Origin of the sequence: Burkholderia sp. MSMB1459WGS (assembly GCF_001534535.1) — a bacterium.
Lineage (GTDB): Bacteria > Pseudomonadota > Gammaproteobacteria > Burkholderiales > Burkholderiaceae > Burkholderia.
Genome location: NZ_LPMU01000052.1, coordinates 137,459 through 157,361, shown reverse-complemented (window position 1 = coordinate 157,361; position 19,903 = coordinate 137,459). Strand labels below are relative to the sequence as shown.

Below are 19,903 nucleotides of genomic sequence, written 5' to 3'. Positions count from 1 at the left end.
ATCCGCATCAGCGCCTCACCATGACTGAGGTTTAAATCAATTCCCCGAAACTCCGAGCCGCGCATCCTGCCGCAACTTCTCAACCAATTGATTCCATACATTCTCGTATAGGGGAAACGATTCCTCAGCCTGAGAAGCGGCTCTAGCCCGCATCACAGTCGCCAGAAAAATTGACAGCCCGTTAGAGTTCAACGATTCCGTTGAGATAAAGCTCATCCCCCCCTCTTCCATAGGAAGGTAAACCTCATCCTTAATCCACATGTCGGACGAGTGAAATTGATCACCGATTCGACTGACCAAATAATCGAACTGACTCGTACTCACAGGGACGCGCACTTCTTTAGAAATAACTATCGATCCCGCCATTTTCGCCTCACTTGATCAGAATAATCTTCGCCTGCAGTTTTTGCGGGAGATTGCCAATAGCCTTGACAAGCAATGCTTTGTTTGCCTCACTCAGAAATCTAGAATCCAACGGCACAAAATCCGCAGCAGCCGCATGATCCGAAAGAGTGTTCATGAAATTATTAAGATTTTTATCAAAAAACTGATTTATCTTTGCCGCCTGCGCGACCGTATCCGGCGTAAGCATAAAATCCACGGTCTTACCGTTGTTCGGCCCGGAGCTGAATACAAAATCAACCGAGGAGCCCTGAGGCGCACGTTGGAGCGTGCCACCCAGATAATTTTCAAGCTCTGCCGCTGCTCCGGCTTCACCTGGTCTAAATTTACCTACTGCCGGATCAACAACGTTCAATCGATCGAAAGCATTCAGATCAACTGGATTGCTCGCAACAATTGTCGTGGGACTCGATGAACCGTTTGATGCTGAGATATTACTACCTGAGCTTGCCCCCTGGGTTCCCGGAGACTGACTGGCGCTTGCTCCCTGACCATACGGCTGATTTCTCGCCGAATTGGCTGCCGCGGAGAGATCACCACTCGCATTCTTCAGCGCACCGTTTCTAACCGTAGCAACATCAGTTGATGTTGCTGCCGCGTCAGTTCCGACTGCCGCTTTGCCACCGAGGCCCAACGTCGCCAGAACAGGCGTCCAGAATTCCATCTCAGGGCCAACCGACGTTCCCGACTTATACGGTTTCTTCAGCCCATCCAGCGAAATGTAGCCCGGATCACCCGGCGTAGCAAACGGCCCGCCGTTCGGAATATTGACGATCGCACCCGCAACGTTGACCATCCCGTTCCAGACACCGACCTTGGCATCTCCCGTCATGACGATGGCTTGCGCGACCTTCTTCGACAACGCTGCGAAAATGTCGTTTGACTGTTGGTTCCCCGAGTCGTTACCCGCATTGTAAAGCTGCACATTCGACGCCATCGCCGCGCCCGCGCTACCGCCAACCAGTGCGCCACCGACCGTCGCTGCGACGTTCGCGGCAATATTGCCGACCAGCGACGAGCCGGTCGTATCGCCCACCGATTTACTGATCTTCTCGGCTTGGTTCGCCAGCAGTGACGACATGCCCGCTCCCGCTGCGCCGCCGAACGCCGTGAGCGCGCTGCCGCCGCCGAGCCCGCCGATCAGCGCGCCGCCACCCATCTGCAGTTCCGCGCGCGACGCACCGCCTTCCATCCAGCCCTTGGCCTCGTTCAACGCCGCCTGCGCGCCCGCCAAATCGCCAGCCTTGTAGGCTTTGTCTGCCGCTTCCAATGCTGCGTCGCGCTTGTGGTCGGCATACAGACCAATCGCCTGCGACACCGTCTGTCCCGCCGCCTGCGCCGCATTCATCGTATCGGCCTGCTGCGACAGCATCTTTTGTACATCGGGCGTCTTCGAAACGGTCCCGTTCAGATTCGTCGCATCGCGGTTCAGGTTCGCGAGATCCTGCGTCTGCTCGCCCGGCTTCGTGAGGTTGATCGTACCTGCGCTCACCGCGCTCTTCGTCGTCGCGCTCTGGTCGCCGCTGTCGTTCTGGAACACCATCGGCGTGACGCCGCCCGAGCCCGATACCGACGACGGGCCAACTGCCTTGTTGCTCGGCCCGACCGATGCACCAGCGCTGAAACCCGCACTGTTCGCGCTGTAGTGCGAGTGGTTTTCGATGTCGCTCGTCGTGAGCGTGCCGGTCGTCAGGCTATTCTTCGACGGATCGGCCGTGCTGCCGATATACGCCCCCTTCAGATCGGTGTTGCCCTTCACGGTCACGTCGAACCCGCCCGAACCGGCCTGGATGCCGGCCTGCTCGTTCACGCCGGCATAGTTGCCATCCGCGTGACCGTTCTGCGCACTGAAACTCCCACCGACACCGCCGGCCTGACTGATCGAGAAGCCACCGCCCGCGCTCGACTGATGCGCGGCGCTCACGGTCGTATCCTGGACGCTCGCCACGTTCAGGTTGCCGACCACGTCCGCCACGACCTTGTTCGCGTTCACGTTCGCGCCGATCACGTTCGTGTCGCCGCCGCTCACAATGGTCGCGGTCTGGCTAGCATTGATGTGCGTGTTGTTCTGGATCGCGGCGTCCGAATTGCCGTCTCCATGCGCACGCTGCATCGACGCGGACACGCCGATGCCGTTCGTGCCGATCGACACGCCGACGCTCGATCCCGACGACGAGTTCGAGCTTTGCGTCCTGTCCGTATCGGTCGTGTTGACGAGATTGACCTGGTTGTTCGCGATCAGCGCAACATTGGCGGCGTTCACGTTCGAGCCGGCGATCGTGATGTTGCCGTCCTTCGGCGTGCCGTTGCCCGTTGCGATCAACTTTGCATTCCCGCCCGCATTGATGCTGGAACCGCGCTGAATCGTCTGGTCTTCCGACGACTGCATCGAACTATGACTCGAACCGACGCTAACCTGCACGCCGATGCTCGGGGCCTGCGGCCCCTTCGCGCCGTTCAGCAGCGCTGCTCCGCCCATGCCGCCGAATGCCACGTCGCCGGCCGCCGCGATGCTATGCAGCGCCGACGCACGCCCGTTGGTGTCCTTCGCCGACTCGCGCGCGGCCTGCGTCTCGCTGATCGCATTGTTGATTGCATCGCCCACCGAGCCCGACAGGCCGACAGTCAGCCCGCTCTTGCTCGTCTGTTGCTGTTGTGCCTGGTGCGAGGTATCGGTTGCCGAATCAACGAGGATGTTCGCCGCCGTTCCGGTGACATCCTTTCTTGCCACCAGATCGCTGCCCTTCACGTGCAGCGTGTTACCCGCGTTGATGGACAGATTACCGTCGACCGAGCCGACCGTGCTGGCATTGTTCGTGATGCTCGACGATTGATTCTGCTGTGCGAGCTTGCTGTTACCGACCGAGAACGACAGGCCGCCGCCCGACATCAAGCCCGAATGCTGTTCCTGATAGGTAGTCGATGATTGGCTGGTGTCCTGCGACGTCGTGATGTTCACGTCGTGCGCCGCGTTCAGCGCCACATCTTTCGTCCCGACGACCGTACTACCCTGAACATTGATGTCTTTGCCGCTGCCGATCGACACGCCGTCCGCCGAAATCAGGCTGCCGTTCGCGATCGTCGAGGTTGCATCCTGCGAGCTGGCGATTTTCGTGCCGCTCACGACGCCACTATGGCTGTGCGTCTCACGTGAGTTGTACTCATGCGTTTCGGTGGCCACCCCGACATTCACGTCGCCGGCCGCCAGCAGGTTCGCATCGCCTTTCTTCAGGTCGATCGTGCTGCCGATGACGTTGATGTCCTTGCCCGACACCACATTGAGCGTATCGCCGCCCTTGACGGTCGTGCCCGTCAGCGCCTGGTCCGACCCATGCCGGGTTTCCGCATAGCTGCGATTCCCTTGGTCACCCGAGCTGTTGGCGTTGATCGTCGACGTAACACTCGCCGCACCGAAGGTCACGTTGCCCTTCGCGGCGATCGTGCCGCCCTGGCCGAAGTCGAGCTGCGCACCTTGCGCCGTCAAGTCACCGCCCACACCGATAGCCGACTTGCCGCCGACGTTCACGGTACTGCCGGTCGCGCCGTTGAGGTCCGTATCCGACACGCCGTTCGCACGCTGCACGACCTTGTGCTCGCCGGTCTGCTGTGCACCGAGATTCCAGTTCCCGCCGATATTGGCGTTCAGATTCCCGCCGACGTTCAGATTGCCCGCGTTCTGCTGGAAGTCGCCGCCGGTCTTGATCGACGCGTCGCCGGCCACGTTCAGGTTCGCGGCCGGCCCGAGCGTCGTCTTGTCGCTCGTCGCGCCGTCGCGGCTGACCTGGTGCGTCGTCTGCGTCGCGGTATCCAGAATCAGCTTGTTACCCGCGTTCAGGTCGAGGCTTCCGGCCTTCACGTTGGCCGACGTGAGGTCCACGTTGCCCGTCGTATCGAGCGACATCAGCCCACCGCTTTGCAGCGCACCGAACGCGTTGTCGATCTGCTTGCCCTGAAGCGCGAGCGTCGTGTCCGCCTTCACGGTCCCGCTGTTCGTGAAGACCTGCGTGTTCTTCAAATCGATATTGCCGGCCGTGATCAACGGACCGTTCGCGTTCTGCCGATCGGCCTTGGCCAGATAGACGACCGGTACCAATACCTGCTGGCCGCCGACCGTCTCGGTCTGCATGATGATCACGTTGGTCGTGAGCGCGGCCACCTGCTGCGCCGAAAGGCTCATGCCGAGCGGCAGGTTCAGCGACTTCGACAATTCTGCGCCCGCGAGCATCAGCGACTGATACATGCCCTGGAGGTCCGTATACGGCCCCAACACCGCCTTACCCGTCAGTTGCGTGACCTGGTTGCGCACGAGCTGCTGCTCGTAGAACCCGTCACCGAGACGCTTTTCGGTCGTCAGCGGATTCACGCCGATCTGATTCAGGTAATAGTCGCTCGACAGGAAATTGTTCATCCGCGTGAACGCGGGGTTCGTCTCGATCAGGTACGTCGGGTTCGGTGCCGGATTCGGACGATACAGGCCGCCTTGCGGAATCGTCAGGTTGTTCAGCACGTTCACGGCCGTCGCGCTCGCGATGACCGGGTCGACCCAGGTCGGCGTACCGCCCTTGATCGCGGCGGCTCCCGACTGCGTGCCGCTTGCATTGCCGCTCACCGTGCCGATCGTCAGTCCCGGCACGGCCTGACCGGGCAGCAGGCCAAGCGACGGAATGGTCGCATTGGCCGCCGTGTTGTTCACGCTCACGCCGTTGCCCGAGATCGTGCCGTTTGCGCCCCACGTCGAACGATAGTCGGGCAAGCTGTATTGCCGCACGTCGGCCGGCGCGGCCTGCGTATAGCCGCCCGGCCCGCCGACGAACGGCTTGTCGCCGAACGGCAAGGTCCAGTTGTGTTCGGTGTTGTCGTAGTTGTTGTAGTGGTAGTACCCGGAATACGTGACCGTCACGCCCGGCGCCTGCTGGCCCGTTGCGCCCCAGCCGTCCATGTCGAGGCTCGCGGGCTGCTTGATGTTGCCGGCCGCCGTCACGCTGCTCCAGTAGTTCTGGAACGTCTTGACCGTCGACGCGTCGAGATCGCCGCCCGACGCGATCTGCGCGCCCGGGCTCAGCTTCGTCACGGTGTTGGCGACCGCCTTGCCCTCGTAGGTCGTGTACTGATAACCGCTGTTCCACTGGCCGCCGTTCGGCGGTACCGTGAAGACGCCACCCGGCTGCGCCTTGAGCGCGGCGATGATCGGCGCGGGATCGTAACTGGGATCGTTCGGGTCGTGAAAGATGTTGACCCAGTGAACGTCTTGACCGCTACAGGCTGCCATGAAGTAAGCGGCGCACCCCGACATGCTGATGCCGAGCTGTTGCAGCAGTGCGGGATCGACCTGACTCGTGTTGCCCGAAGTCTGCATCACGCGCCGCGTGTTCGTGACCTTGTCGGCGTGCAGTTCCATCGCAGCACCCGATTGGATCGCCGCCGACGCATTGTTGATCAACGCCGCGTTCGTATAGTTGCCGCTCGCATCCTTGCCGCCAGCCAAAGCCACTTTGCCGAGCCCGAAGATCGTCGTGGTCGGCATCGAGTCGCCCAGCGTCGTGTCGTCGCGGTTCTCGATGTCGTGCGCAAGAATTTCGAGCAGGCCCGCCGTGTCCGATGCGCCGATCAACGCGACCGGGCCGAGGTTTGACGCCGTGCCGCTGGCCTGGATGGCGACGCTGCCGCCGACCATCGCGCCATAGTTCGTCAGGTCGCCCGAATGCGTACTGAGCAGGCTGCCGGCCGTGATCGCGCCCGTGTTGACGATGTTGCCGGCGTTGACTGTCAGGTTGCGGACCGATTGCAGGTTCGCGCTGTTGGCGAACGTGCCCGGCAACGTAAACGTCAGGTCGCGACCAATGTTGAACAGCGTTTGCGGCGTCGTCGTGAAGTCGCCTTGCAGATTGATCGCCGCGTCGCGCGCCGCACTGTACGTGCCGTCGCCGAGCAGCGTGGAAGCCGCTACCGACAGGTCGCGCGTCGAGGTGAGCGACCCGTTGGCATTCGTCACCGCGCCCGACATCGCGACGCTCACGTCGCCCGTGGCATTCGCTACGTTGCCGACCTGCCCCCCTGAGTTGTCGAGACTATCGCCTTGAACGCGAAGGTTCGCGCCCATCAACTGGCCGCCTTGCGTGTTCGAGATCGAAGCCGCGCCGATCGTCACGTCGCCCTGGCCGGTCATCTGCCCCATGCCGTCGACACCGCCAGCGTGGCTGTTCACGATCTGGCTGCCGCCTTGCACGTTCATCGCGCCGCTGCCGAAGTCGTGCACCGCGCCGTCGGTGTTGTCGATCGACGCGGCCTGAATTGACAGCGTGCTCGTGTCGCCGGCCGTGCCCGCCTCGATGTGCCCTTGCTGGTTCGACAGCGCGCCGTTGCTGATGATCGACAGCGCCGCGTTCGAGCGCATCAGACCCTGAGCGTTGTTCATCGCCCCAGCGGTCGTGGCGGACAGACCCAATTTCGCTGCAATGACGCCGCTACCATTGTCCAGGCTGCCGGCCTTCACGATGGCCTGCCCGTTGGTGCCGATCGTGCCGCCGATATTTTGCAAGGCCCCCGCGCCATTACCCGGTGCGAGCGTCAGCGTGCCGGTGCCACCATGCGTGATGGTGCCTTTCGAGTTGTCTAGTGCGGCCGGCGCGAGCGTCAGGTCAGTGCTGTTGGTCTGGATGACACCGCCATTCGAATTGTCGAGCGTGCCGGAAATGGCGAGCGTGGTCGGCCCGTTCTGCCATTGCGAAATGCGGCCACCCTGGTTTTTCAGATTCGCGGCAGTTAACGAAAGCCGATTGGCTTCGATGTCGCCGTTCTGGCTGTTGTCGATCAGGCCGGCGACAGTGGCCGTCAGCGTGGGCGAGACGACCTTGCCGCCGAGGTTCGACAGCGAGCCGCTATGAATCGTCGTCGCGGCCGTTTTCGAACCGAGTTCGCCGCCGTCGTTAATCACGGCACCGCCCGCGGTCAGGTCCACGTTGGCGTTCGACGTGAGCTTGCCGCTCGCATTCGTGATCGAGTCGGCCGCGTTGACGCTCAAGCCCGTCTGGCCGGACGCCGAACCAGCCGAGTTGTCGATCGTCGTGCCTTGCAGGACGGTTCGGCCGTTGCTGGCGATGGCGCCCGCTTTGTTGCTGACCGTGCCCGAACCGTTGCCGACCGTCAGCGTGCCCGTGCCGACATGTGTAATCGTGCCGCCGTTGTCGTTGATCAGGGTAGCGGGCGTGAGCGACAGGTCCGTGCTGCGCGTCTGGATCAGGCCATTGTCCGAGTTGTCCAGCGTGTCGGTGATCGCGACCGTCATCGGGCCGGTGCCGGTCTGCGTGACCGTACCGCCGTGGTTCAGCAGCGTCGAACCGTTCAGCGAAACCATCGCCGCATTGATCGTGCCTTGGGAGTTGTCCAGCGTCGCGCCGTTCAACACGGCGCTTTGGCCCTCAACCCGGCCGCCGGCATTCGCAAAATGATTGCCGGCGTCGACGGTGGTGGTCTGTCCGGCGTGCAGAATACCGTTACCGTTGTCGATGCTCTGGCCGATCACGTGCAGGTTCGCGTCGGCCGATACCGAACTGCTGTTCGCGACCGTGTTCCCCTGTACGGTGACGTCGCCCTTGCCACCGATGACGCCGCCCAGGCCGCCGCTCACGTTCGTGCCGGCAGCGTTCGTGATCGCACCGGTTGCGGTCACCGACAAGCCGTCAGCATTCAGGGAAATCAGCTGACCCGCGCTATTGTCGACCGATGCGCCAGCAATCGTTTGCTTGCCTGCGCTTTGAATCAGCCCTGCATTGTTCTGGATCGCACTCCCGCGAACCTCGGCCGTGCTTTGGGAGTTCAGCATGCCGTTCTGGTTCGACACGGTGCCGGCCATCTGCACTGACAGCGGGCCTTGCGAACTGGCGCGGCCGCCCTGGTTCGACAGGTTGCCGCCGCCGAGCGTCATGCCCGCGCCACTCGACAGATTGCCCCGGTCGTTGATGACCGTGCCGCTCGCCTGCGCGTTCACGGCGCCCTTGGCGCTGGCGGTCGAGCCAGTCAGATTCACATCGCCCCCCGTCGCGGTCAGCGCGAGGTTGCCGTTGGCGGCCGTCGCGCTGTTCGACAGATCGACGCCGCTACCGGTGAAGGTCGCGTTGCCGGCAGCGCTGTTGGTACCCGTCGCGGTCAACTGGCCGCTGCCCGTAACGCTCAGATCGCCACTCGTGCCGACCGTGCTGTCGGCGTTGATGCCCGCGCCAAGGGTGCCCGTCGAGTTGAGACTGCCGACGTTGGCGGTCAGGTTCTGCTGGGCGGTCAACGCGCCGCTGTTGGTCAGATCGGCAGCGCCGGTGTTGACCGTAACCGACTGTTTGCCATACGTAACGCCGCTGTTCTGGATACCACCCGATGCCGACAAAGACATATTGCCGGCCGCATTGGTCTGGCCCGACAGCACGAGGCGACCGTTCGCTTGCAGCGTCAGGTCGCCCGCTTGAGCCGCAATGTCGCCCGCGTTCGCAACACCGACGCCATTCTCGGAACTCACGAGAAACACCCTGTTCGCGTACATACCACCGAGCTGGCTGACATCGATCGCGATGGTGGGCGCGGGGCCGTTGCCCGCAATCGGCGTAGCGTTCAGGGTGGTGTAGTCGACCTGGTTCGAACCAGCCACCACGTTCAGGGTCTTCGCGTAAGCCTTCGCGTTGATCTGTACGGCTCGGGCCAACAAATCCACCTGATCGACATTGGCCGTGTCGAGCCCCGCGCCGACAACCGAAATCAAGCCCTGGTTGACGTTGAAACCCGTGAGCGCTCCGTCAGGCCCGAAGTTCGGATTGCCGGTTGTCAGCGTGGCTCTGTTCGTATTGATGAAGCCGCCGCCATCGACGACCAAGCCGGCCTGATTCGCGATCACGAGTTGCGCGGCTGCGCCTCCGATCTCGACTTTGCCGCGAATAAAGCTCGGGTTGTTGCTGTTGACCTGATTGACGATCAGACGCGCCGCGTCGCCGGCCTGGAAATTCGGGTTGCCGCCGATAATGCCGCCCAGTTGAGTCTGGACGTTGATCGGGGAGTTATTGAGAATAATCCCGGGCTTGGGTACGTCGAACTGGTTGTACGTGTTCATCGACACGCCCGACGAGCCGGGGCGGTTGATGTTCACCTGTTGAAGTCCGTTCTGAGTCTGGATTACGGACGGGGCGTGCGCGCCGCCCGCGACAACCTGGGCATGGGCCCATATCGGCATCACGCCGGCCGCAACCAGTACGGCGAGTGCCACATGACGAAGCGTGAAGCTTGCGAATGCGTGCGGCGAACGAACGGCGAAACCGACTTCGCCCCGCCCTGCGTTACCTGATGCACTGGCGGTTTCTTCAACCGCAACCAACATACCGCGCACACGGCTGAATACCAGCCGATAATGTTTTTTATTCATGATCCTGGTCTACTCGCGATTCACCCGATCCGCTCTCACGGACATCGAACATCGCACGAAACCAGATCGATCAGCGTCAACAATTGTTAAGCGTCGTCGATATATGACCAGTATTAGTTTTCCAGCAACCTCTTTCGTATCCGTACCAGCGATCAGTACGCCGCCCGGCAATCCCGATCCGCAGCCCAGGCGGCCTATTCAGTCAGCCGCAAAGGCGATTGGTATGGGTTACAACAATCCGTTTACTGCTGGTCACTAAACCTCTAAAAACTTCCTGTCAGAATTACGAGGATTCGATATACCGACCCATATTCGGGATACTTGGTGTGCCAACCAACTCGATGGAACAGAGCCAAAACGTAAACCTACGTCCATTGCGCGACCGGGTCATCGTGAAACGGCTCGACCAGGAAACCACCACCGGCACCGACACACACACGCGCCGTGCCCGCCACCGAATCGGACCGTCACCTTGCTTTCACGAATGCGATTTAGCGTGATGAAGCGCGTCGGCCACACACTCCGGCTCGCCGCGCTTATTAAAGCCGTTGCCAGGTTTTCAACCGCATGGGAGCCGTCTTCATCCACTCACGCGTAACGTGACCACTTCCGGCGCGGCTTCGGTACGATGTCTGCATCGCGTTTTTCGCCGTATCGAATTGCGCGATCCTCTCCATTTGACGGACAAACAAGAATTTTCGTAAAAACGATGACCAAACATTCGCGAAATATTTACTTGCCCATGCTTCTGTCGATTCCCCTGCTGCTGACCACGTCGCCAGCGCATGCGCAGACGTCCCTGAGCATTTCATGCACGTCGACCACCGGTAACGGGACGTGCACGGCGTCGGTCGGTGCACCGTGGACGAACACGCCGCTCCATTGGCAAGCAACCGATGTCTCGATGACGATTCTCAACAACACGAGCGTCAGCTTCTCGTGCGTCGCCAACTTTCACCCGGGCCATATTTCCGTCATGCCGAGTATTTCGGACGGGAATACCAATATCCCGACGGTTGCCACGATTCAGCTGAGCTGTTGACGACCGACGGCGCGCCGTCGCGCGATATTGAATAGGTAACGATGCATCGGCGATGCCCCTGCGGTATCGCCAATGCACCCGCCGTCTGCACGTCACACCACCGGATCGACCACCGTAACCGGCACCCCACGCGCCTCGATATCGCGCCCGGCAAGCAGACACAGATCCTCGCGATGATGCGTGGCCACCACCTGCACGCCCACCGGCACGCCGTTCGCGAGCGACGTCGTGATGGCCAGCCCCGGCAGCCCCATCGCGGGCAGCGCGCGCAACGTGAGCTGCGCTTCCCACACGCGGTCGAAGCCGTCCGGCCCTTGCCGGTCGAGATCGTCGGGAAACGGCAGTTCCGACGAAACAGGGAGCAGCAACACCGCATATTCGTCGAGAAACAGCCGCCACTGTCGCGTCAGCGTCGTGCGCCGGACCAGCGCGCGGCTGATCACGTCGGCCGGCAGATCGCGCACCTTGCCGCGCACGGCGGCGATCACCGCAGCCGCGCCCGGATCGCCATCTTGCTCGACCGCATTCGCCAGCGCGCCGAACCCGTCGCCGAGCCACAGCTGTTCCTGCAACAGCGCAGCCTCGCGCATCGGCGGCGTATCGTCGATCTCGTCGACGGCCCAGCCCGCATCGACGAGCCGGCGCGCGGCATCGCGCAACGTGGCCTCGACTTCGGGCACGACGTCCAGGCCGCGCGGACGCACGCACAGTGCCGCGCGCTTCGGCACCTCGCGCCCGTCGAACGGCACCGCGACGTGCCACGGATCGCGTGGGTCCGGCGCGGAGAAAGCACGCAGCGCGAGCGAGAGATCGTCGATCGTGCGCGCGATCGGCCCGGCCGTCGACATCAGTTGCGCGCCGATCGCCCGCTCCGGCGAAGACGCATTGAACGCCGGCACGCGGCCGAGCGACGGCCGGATTCCGTGTACGCCGCACGCATAGGCCGGGTAGCGCACCGAGCCGCCGATGTCGGTACCGACCGCGAGCGGGCCGATGCCGGCGGCCACGGCCGCCGCCGCGCCGCCGCTCGATCCGCCCGGCGTCAGCGACGGATTGCGCGGATTGCGCGTGCGGCCGTGCACGAGATTCGACGTGAACCAGCGCAATGCGAACGTCGGCGAGTTGGTGCGGCCGAGCAGCACCCCGCCGGCCTTCCGAATGTTGGCGACCACCGGGCTGTCGTCGGGCGCGATCAGGTTTTCCTGCAGGCGCGTGCCGTTGGTCGTCGCAAAGCCGGCCTGATCGACGTTGATCTTCACGGTGACGGGTACGCCCGCGAGCGGCCCCGGATCGTCGCCGCGCGCGATTGCGCGATCGACTTCGTCTGCCTGCCGCCGCACGTCGTCGGGGCGGTGTTCGACCACCGCGTTGATGGCAGGATTCACTGCATCGAGACGGTCGAGCACGGCGTCCGCCACTTCGCGCGCGGATACGTCGCGCTGCCGCACGCGTTTCGCGAGTTCGGTTGCCGACAGTTGCCAGAGTTGCGTCATGACTTCTCCTTGGTGGAAAGACATCGCCATCACTCACGCGCCGCGCCTCCTCACGAAAGCGCGGCGCCGCATTCGCTCACTGCGTATCCTGCTTCGCGCGCTCGGCGGCGGCGATGATCGCATTGGCCACGGCCTTCGGCTGGCTCAGCATCGCGACGTGGCTGGCGTTTACGCGCGCGACCGTCGCGCCGATCCGCTTCGCCATCGCTTCCTGCAGCGTCGGGTCGATCATCCGGTCCTGCGTCGCGACGACGAACGTCGACGGCTTCGCATGCCACGCGGCCTGCGCGACCTTCTCCGAGATGCACCCGCTATACCACGGCCCCTGGGTCGCCGCAACGACGCGCTGCTGCGCGGGCGGCAGATCCGGCGCGAAATCCTGTGCGATCGCCTTGTCCGACAGCCGTGCGAAACCGCCCGCGTCCTTGCGCAGTTCGCCGGCCCATGACGGTGCCGGCAGCCCTTGCGTGACGTCAGCGATCGACTGGCCGTTGTCGGGCGCGAACGCGGCGACGTACACGAGCGACTTCACCTTGTCGTCGTTGCCCGCGTCGCTGATCACGACGCCGGCCCACGAATGGCCGACCAGCACGACCGGCCCCTTCTGTTCGTCGATCGTGCGCTTCGCCGCGGCCGCATCGTCGGCGAGCGAGCTCAGCGGATTCTGCACCGACACCACGTGCAGCCCGCGCGCCTCGAGGAGCGGAATCACGCGGTTCCAGCTCGACCCGTCGGCGAACGCGCCGTGCACGAGCACGACGTTGGTGCCCTTCAGGTCTTCCTTCGGCGCGGCCTGCGCCGCGACCGCACCGAACAGTCCGCCGATCATCGCGGCGGATACCAGAACGCGTTTCATCAAACCGGCCATCGTCATGCTCCTTTCCTTGTCGTGTCGTTGAAGTGAAGTACTGCCTGAGCGGCCGCGCCCGCATGCGGCAGGCGCGGAGCGGAATCACGAATGCGCGTACAGGTCGTCGGCCGCGTTGCGTGCGGTACGCGACTGCGCGGCATCGCGATGGCCGGCCGGCGTCGACGCGTCGGCCACGTTGTCGTCTTGCGACTTCGACGGGCCGTTCTGGTCCGAACGCGCGACTTGCTCGGCAGCCGCGATGGCGTTCTGTGCGGCGGCGATATCGTCCGGGTAATGCGCTTCGCTGCCGGCCGGGTTGTAGCCGGCCTTCTCGAGACGGACGAGGTCCGCGCGCACTTCGGCACGCGTGAGGCCGTGGCCGGTATCGGCGAACGACAGGGCGGGCGCGACGGCGAGGATGGCAACAGCGAGGATTCGAGCGGCTTTCATGAGATTTCTCCTTGAAGGAAGTTGGGGTTGTCGATCACCTGGCATCCGGTGCGAACGTCTGGCACCGAACGTTTGCTGCATGTCGACAGTAGAACCCGCGCACGTATCCGGCATGTTTCCGAAACGGGGCTTTCTGCATGCCAGTTTTTCAGGGGCGGCTGCAGATACAGTGCGATACAAACCCGCTTGCCGATGCGCGCCAGCGTTCCCCGCGCACCACGAAAAAAGGCGTGCCTCGCCGGCACGCCTTTCCGTCACCTTCATACCGCCGTGTCACGTCACGGCGCGAGCCGCGTGAACACGTAATCATGGTTCTTGACCCGCGCCTGATGGCACGCAAAGCACGTCTGATGCTGGCCGATGTCGGCCGGCACGCCGTTGATGAAGCGTCCGAACCCCCAGCCGCCCGTCGCGGCGTAGCGGCGCGAGTCCTTCACCATCACCTGCACGGTCGTCGCCTGGCCGGGTACCGTCGCGGGCGCGAACTCGTCGGACTGCTTGCGCTTGTACGCAAGCTTCACGAGGATCGTGCCGTCCGGGAATGGCAGCGTCGCCTGTTCGAGCGCGCGGATCGCGACCGGGTTGCCGAGCACCACGCGCAGCTCGTCGAGCGGTGCGGCCTCTTCGGCCGGCGCGACCATCTCCCACTTCCGGTAGCCGGGCGGAATCGTCACGCCGTAGATCGGCGACGCGGCCGCGGCCGGCTTCGGCTGTTCCGCGAACGCGGCCGGGCCGCCCGCCGACCACGCACCGGTCAGCAGCGCGCCCGCGACGAGCACACGGCGCGCGCCGCGCCGCCACACCCCCATGCCGGCCCGCATCACAGATGCTCCACTTGCAGGATCGCATCGGCGAACGCCTGCGGCGCTTCCTGCGGCAGGTTGTGGCCGATGCCGCCGGTAATGGTCCGGTGCTGGTACTTGCCGGTGAACTTCTTCGCGTACGCGGCCGGCTCCGGATGCGGCGCGCCGTTCGCATCGCCTTCCATCGTGATCGTCGGCACGGTGATCGCGGGGCCGGCCGCGAGACGCCGCTCGATGTCGTCGTATTGTGCTTCGCCCTTGGCGAGCCCGAGTCGCCAGCGATAGTTGTGGATCACCACGGCCACATGATCGGGATTCCGGAACGATGCGGCCGAGCGCGCATAAGTCTCGTCGGAGAACTGCCACTTCGGCGACGCGAGCTGCCAGATCAGCTTGTTGAACGCATCACGGTTCTGCGCGTAGCCGAGTTCGCCGCGCTCGGTCGTGAAGTAGAACTGATACCACCACTGGAATTCGGCCTGCGGCGGCAGCGGCTTGGCATTCGCCGCCTGGCTGCCGATCAGGTAGCCGCTCACCGATACCAGCGCCTTCACGCGCTGCGGCCACAGCGCCGCGATGATGTCGGCCGTGCGCGCGCCCCAGTCGTAGCCGCCGAACACCGCGCGGTCGATCTTCAGCGCATCCATCAGCGCGACGATGTCGACGGCCGTCACGGCCTGCTGGCCGTTGCGCACCGTGTCGGCCGAGCGGAACGTCGTCGAGCCGTAGCCACGCAGGTACGGCACGATCACGCGATAGCCGGCCGCGACGAGCAGCGGCGCAACTTCCGCGTAGCTGTAGATGTCGTACGGCCAGCCATGCAGCAGGAACACGACCGGACCTTGCTTCGGACCGAGATCCGCATAACCGACGTTGAGCACGCCCGCGTCGATCTGGTGGATCGTGCCCAGCGACGCGGCGCCGGGCGGGCGCTTCGCCGCGGGCGAATCGGGCGCCGACTGCGCTTGCGCCAGCGCGCTAAAGCCGAGGTCGGCCAGGCTCAGGCTCGCCAGCGTCGTGCCCAGGATCAGGCGGCGGCGGGTGTTCACGGTATCAGGCATGACTCGTTCTCCATTGTCGATCGCTAAGGAAAGGGCCCGCGGCACGTGCGGGCAATCGGGGGCGCCGTTCGCAGCAGCGGCGCATGGCACCGCGCCGCCGTGTGAATCGCTTCACCGGTTTTATATCCGAACCATCCGGAGGCTTTGTATCCCAACGTATCCGTGTGCGAATCCGACACACAGCGATTCAAAAAACCACGCGCTGGCATTGCAGGCGGTTGCGTAGAAACGAACACGGGCCGCGCAGCAGGCCGGCCCGTGTTCGTCGTGTACCCTCCGCTTACACGCGCCGCAACGGCCGGAACCCGGCACGCACTTCACGCGCGAACAATTCCGGCTCCTCCCATGCCGCGAAGTGCCCGCCCTTGTCGACTTCGTTGAAATAGATCAGGTTGTGATAGCTGCGCTCGGCCCAACTGCGCGGCGCCTGGTAGATCTCGCCCGGAAACACCGTGATCGCCGCCGGCAGCGAAATGTCCACCGCGTTGAAGTTGTTCGAGTGATCCTCCCAGTAGATCTGTGCAGCCGACGTCGCGGTGTTCGTCAGCCAGTACAACGAAATGTCGTCGAGAATCTCGTCGCGCGGAATCGACCGTTCGGGCACGCCGCCGCTGTACGTCCACTGCGAGATCTTGTCGTACATCCACGCAGCCTGCCCGGACGGCGAATCCGCAAGCGCATAGCCGACAGTCTGCGGCCGCGTGACCATCATCGCCGAGTAGCCGCAGTTGTCGCGATAGAACGTCGCGAGCTTCTCGTACGCGGCCTTTTCCTTCGGCGACAGCGAAGCCGGCGCGGGCGCATCGGTCGCGAGCAGCGTCGCGATGTCCGGCGGCACCGTCGCCGGCATGTTGACGTGAATCCCGGCCAGGCCCTGCACGCGCTGCATCGCCATTCGATGCGAGATCACCGAGCCGCAGTCGCCACCCTGCGACACGAAGCGCGTATAGCCAAGCCGCGCCATCAGCTCGCCCCACGCACGCGCGATGTGGTCGGAACCCCAGCCGGTCTTCGTCGGCCGGCCCGAAAAGCCGAAACCCGGCAGCGACGGCACGACGACGTGGAACGCGTCGTCCGCGCTCGCGCCATGCGCGGTCGGGTCGGTCAGCGGGCCGATCGCCTTCAGCAGCTCGAAGACCGAACCGGGCCAGCCGTGCGTCATGATCATCGGCATCGCGTTCTCGTGCCGCGACCGCACGTGAATGAAATGAATGTCGAGCCCGTCGATTTCCGTGATGAACATCGGGAATCCGTTCAGGCGCGCCTCGCCCTTGCGCCAGTCGTAGTCGGTGCCCCAGTAGCGCAGCAGCGCCTGCATGCGCGCGAGCCGCACGCCCTGCGATTCGTCGGCGACGGTCTCGGGGCCCGGCCAGCGCGTCGCGGCGATACGGCGGCGCAGGTCGGCCACGGCTTCGTCGGGAATGTGCGCGGTGAACGGGCGTATGCCGCTCGCGCCGGTGGCGGCATGCAGCGCGGTGGGCAGCATCGCCGAGACCCCGGCGGCCACGGAAGTGGCCAGCAGGTGGCGACGCATCGGGGAAAACGGTGTGGAAGACATCGTTCGGCATCTCCTTTCGTGAAGTGGAAAGTGAACATGCCGCGCGCGGGATCGCGCCCTGGCTTTCAATCCGGCGCGCCCTGGTCACGCGGCGTCGCCCATTTGAAAGGTCCGATGTATCCCGGATTTGTCTGATTTGTACGCGTTTGTAGCTGCTGCGCGGAGAGCGGACACGCTTTCGCGGCCGCTCGCCCGTGCGACGCTCAGAGCGCCTTGACGATCGCGCCGTCGACGCGAATGTTCTGCCCGGTGATGTAGCCCGCGCCGTCCGACAGCAGGAACGCGACGGTCTTCGCGATTTCGCCGGTCTTGCCGAAGCGGCCGGCGGGAATGCGCGCGACGATCTCCGGCGTTTCCGGCCAGCTGTCGATGAAGCCCGGCAGCACCGCGTTCATCCGGATGTTCTCGGCCGCATAGCGCTCCGCGTACAGGCGCGTCCATGCACTCAGCGCCGCGCGCAACGCCGACGACACCGGCATCGGCTGCTCGGGCGCGTCCGCCGCGAAGCTCGAGATGTTGACCACCGCGCCGCCGCCTTGCTTCTGGAAGATCGGCGTCACGCGGCGCATCACGCGCACCACGTTCAGCAGGATCAGGTCGAGCCCCGCGTGCCAGTTGTCGTCGGTGATCGCCAGCAGTTCGCCCTTCGGCGGATGGCCGGTGTTGTTCACGACCGCGTCGATTCGGCCGTAGCGCGCGACCGTTTCCTGCACGAGCCGATCGATATCGGCCTCTTCCGTCACCGAGCCCTCGATGCCGAAGCCGCCCAGTTCCTCGCCGAGCGCCACCGCGCTGCCCGACGGCGACATCAGCGCGACGCGATAGCCCGTCGCCGCCAGTTCCCGCGCGATGGCCGCGCCCATGCCCTTGCCAGCCGCCGTGATCACCGCCACTTTTTCTACAGTCACGATCCGCTCCTTGCTTCCGCTCCGCCGCCGCGCAGCCGCCATTCGGCGCGCCATGGTGGTAATGTAGGCGCATCGATTCCGACTGTCGAACCAGTATTTCTGCCGCCAGTCGATAGTTTTTCTACAGCCTGACGATGCCTCCACGCTCCTCCCGCCTGCCGCCGCTGAATGCGCTTCGTGCGTTCGAAGTGTCCGCGCGGCACCTCAATTTCCGCGCCGCCGCCGACGAGATCGGCGTCACGCAGGGCGCCGTCGCGCAGCAGGTGCGCCACCTCGAGGACGTGCTCGGCCTGAAGCTGTTCGAGCGCCTGCCGCGCGGCCTCGCGCTCACGCACGACGGCACCGCGTATTTCTCCGACGTGCAGCGCGCGCTGCACGCGATCGCCGACGCGACCGACAAGCTCGTGAAACGGCGCGCCGCGCTGACGATCAGCACGACGCCGTCGTTCGCGTCGAAGTGGCTGATCCCGCGGCTCGCGCAGTTCACCGACGCGCATCCCGACTACGACGTGCGCGTGATCGCCGCCCCGCAGATCGCGACGTTTCGCCACGACGGCGTCGATCTCGCGATCCGCTACGGCAAGCCGCCGTTCGGCAAGCATCTCGCCACCCATGCGCTGTTCCCGCTCGACGTGTATGCGGTCTGCAGCCCTTCGGTGCTGACCGCGCCGGCTTCGCCGCACGCGCTCGCCGGCCAGGTACTGCTGCACGACGCGCACGATCTGTGGCCCGAGTTCCTCGCCGCGATGCCCGAACCGGTCGACGTCGATCCGCACAAGGGGCTGCGCTTCAACCAGACGTCGCTCGCGATCGATGCGGCCGTCGCCGGCCAGGGCATCGCGCTCGCGACCGAGCCGCTCGTCGAGCGCGACATCGCCGCCGGACGGCTGTGCAAGCCGTTCGACTTCGCGTTTCCGCTGTCGATGGGGTTCTATCTCGTGTATCCGGCCGAACGCCGCGACGACGACGCGATCGCGGTGATGCGCGAGTGGATGATCCGGGCCGCGTCGGACGGGCGGCCTTGAACGGCTCGAGCGCGCGGAGTTCGCGTCAGGGCGCGATCCAGCGGGCGTCGTAGCCGCTTTCGTTCAGGTCGAATACCGCCCGACGATGGCCGGTGCGCGCGAGTTCGAGCCAGTCGATGCGCGTGACCGTCATGTGGATCAGGCAGAAATTTTCGTAGCCGTCGCCGGTGGGTGCGATGGCGTCGATATGCGCGGCTTCGGGCGACGCGACCGGCGTACCGGGCGGCAACGGCGCGCGATACAGCAGCAACGTATGCGGCCGGCTCGCTCGCCAGATCGCACGCCGTTGCGCTTCGTCGTCGCAGATCGACGCAACGCCTTCCGCGCGAATCTGCACGAGGGCATCGAGATCGCCGGCGACGATCGAGATACGCGGATCGCGAAGCAACTCCGCCACCTTCGCCGAACGCACGTCGGTATGAAACGACAGCACGCGCTCGGTGCGATTCACCTGACGCAATACGACCGTCCGGACCTTCGGTGCGCCATCGAGGCCGAGCGTCGCCGCCTGCAACATCGTGAACGGCGAGCGCTGCACACGTACGCCCGATTCGAGGCAGGACCACAGGCGGTCATAGGTTTGCGCGAGCGATTCGGAGGTCGAGTCGGACATGAGGCGGCGGCGATCGTCGGTGTTTCGATCGCGCAAGCTTAACCGTTTGCGTCGGCGACGCCTCGCATGCGATGCGCCGCCGCGCGTGCGCCGCTCAGTTGTAGCCGAGCACGACCGGCACCGCATCGCCGCCATCGGTCGCCGGCTCCGCGCCGAAGCGGCCGAGTACGTCGGCCACATATTGCGGCCCCGCGCCGATCTGCGACGAGCGATGCTTGGCCGGCCGCTTGTCGCCGGCGCCCGATGCTGCGCCCGTCGATGTCGTTTCGTTGATGGTGATCGTCATGTCGATGTCTCC

Annotated in this window: 13 protein-coding genes; 2 read left to right on the top strand and 11 right to left on the bottom strand. The window is 64.5% G+C overall.

The features are described from left to right. Window positions 1–36 precede the first annotated feature (36 nt). Together cdiI and WT97_RS20230 are read right to left on the bottom strand one after the other, a co-directional pair. Window positions 37–366 (bottom strand): toxin-immunity protein system imunity protein CdiI, encoded by a 330-nt coding sequence (gene cdiI / locus WT97_RS35120; protein WP_269434743.1) that lies wholly within the window; start codon window positions 364–366, stop codon window positions 37–39. Between the two features lie 7 nt (window positions 367–373). Then, a complete protein-coding gene (locus WT97_RS20230) occupies window positions 374–9,802 on the bottom strand; it encodes a hemagglutinin repeat-containing protein (RefSeq protein WP_060354235.1) in 9,429 nt (3,142 codons plus the stop codon). A 709-nt stretch (window positions 9,803–10,511) separates the two neighbouring features. Here WT97_RS20230 and WT97_RS20225 point away from each other — a divergent pair. Continuing rightward, window positions 10,512–10,844: a hypothetical protein gene (locus tag WT97_RS20225; protein ID WP_156440293.1), complete on the top strand. Its 333-nt coding sequence runs from the start codon at window positions 10,512–10,514 to the stop codon at window positions 10,842–10,844. A gap of 92 nt (window positions 10,845–10,936) precedes the next feature. Here WT97_RS20225 and WT97_RS20220 read toward each other — a convergent pair whose 3' ends face one another. The 7 genes from WT97_RS20220 to WT97_RS20190 all read right to left on the bottom strand — a co-directional run bounded on the left by WT97_RS20220 (window position 10,937) and on the right by WT97_RS20190 (window position 17,967). Beyond that, window positions 10,937–12,337: an amidase family protein gene (locus WT97_RS20220; protein ID WP_059794825.1), complete on the bottom strand. Its 1,401-nt coding sequence runs from the start codon at window positions 12,335–12,337 to the stop codon at window positions 10,937–10,939. Between the two features lie 76 nt (window positions 12,338–12,413). Next, window positions 12,414–13,205 carry an alpha/beta fold hydrolase gene (locus tag WT97_RS20215; protein WP_059795091.1) on the bottom strand — a complete coding sequence of 264 codons (792 nt, stop codon included), beginning with the start codon at window positions 13,203–13,205 and terminating at the stop codon, window positions 12,414–12,416. A gap of 84 nt (window positions 13,206–13,289) precedes the next feature. Beyond that, window positions 13,290–13,637 (bottom strand): DUF4148 domain-containing protein, encoded by a 348-nt coding sequence (locus WT97_RS20210; protein ID WP_059794828.1) that lies wholly within the window; start codon window positions 13,635–13,637, stop codon window positions 13,290–13,292. Between the two features lie 278 nt (window positions 13,638–13,915). Continuing rightward, window positions 13,916–14,458, bottom strand: a complete 543-nt coding sequence (locus WT97_RS20205; protein ID WP_059794829.1) for a cytochrome P460 family protein — start codon at window positions 14,456–14,458, stop codon at window positions 13,916–13,918. Then, window positions 14,458–15,501 carry an alpha/beta fold hydrolase gene (locus WT97_RS20200; RefSeq protein WP_059794832.1) on the bottom strand — a complete coding sequence of 348 codons (1,044 nt, stop codon included), beginning with the start codon at window positions 15,499–15,501 and terminating at the stop codon, window positions 14,458–14,460. The genes WT97_RS20205 and WT97_RS20200 overlap by 1 nt, the downstream gene beginning before the upstream one ends. Before the next feature lie 280 nt (window positions 15,502–15,781). After that, complete coding sequence (locus tag WT97_RS20195; protein ID WP_059794835.1) at window positions 15,782–17,059, bottom strand: epoxide hydrolase family protein; 1,278 nt, start codon at window positions 17,057–17,059, stop codon at window positions 15,782–15,784. Window positions 17,060–17,262: 203 nt separating this feature from the next. Next, on the bottom strand, window positions 17,263–17,967 hold the full coding sequence (locus WT97_RS20190; protein WP_059795095.1) for an SDR family oxidoreductase: 705 nt from the start codon (window positions 17,965–17,967) through the stop codon (window positions 17,263–17,265). A gap of 134 nt (window positions 17,968–18,101) precedes the next feature. Between WT97_RS20190 and gcvA the strand changes: the two genes are divergently transcribed. Continuing rightward, a complete protein-coding gene (gcvA, locus tag WT97_RS20185; RefSeq protein ID WP_060354234.1) occupies window positions 18,102–18,992 on the top strand; it encodes a transcriptional regulator GcvA in 891 nt (296 codons plus the stop codon). Window positions 18,993–19,017: 25 nt separating this feature from the next. Here the strand turns inward: gcvA and WT97_RS20180 are convergent, their stop codons facing one another. Together WT97_RS20180 and WT97_RS20175 are read right to left on the bottom strand one after the other, a co-directional pair. Continuing rightward, window positions 19,018–19,605, bottom strand: coding sequence for a pyridoxamine 5'-phosphate oxidase family protein (locus WT97_RS20180; protein WP_059795097.1), 588 nt, complete (start codon window positions 19,603–19,605; stop codon window positions 19,018–19,020). A 94-nt stretch (window positions 19,606–19,699) separates the two neighbouring features. Continuing rightward, the gene (locus tag WT97_RS20175) at window positions 19,700–19,891 is read right to left on the bottom strand and encodes a hypothetical protein (protein ID WP_059794840.1); all 192 of its coding nucleotides are present in this window, start codon (window positions 19,889–19,891) and stop codon (window positions 19,700–19,702) included. Between the last annotated feature and the right edge of the window lie 12 nt (window positions 19,892–19,903).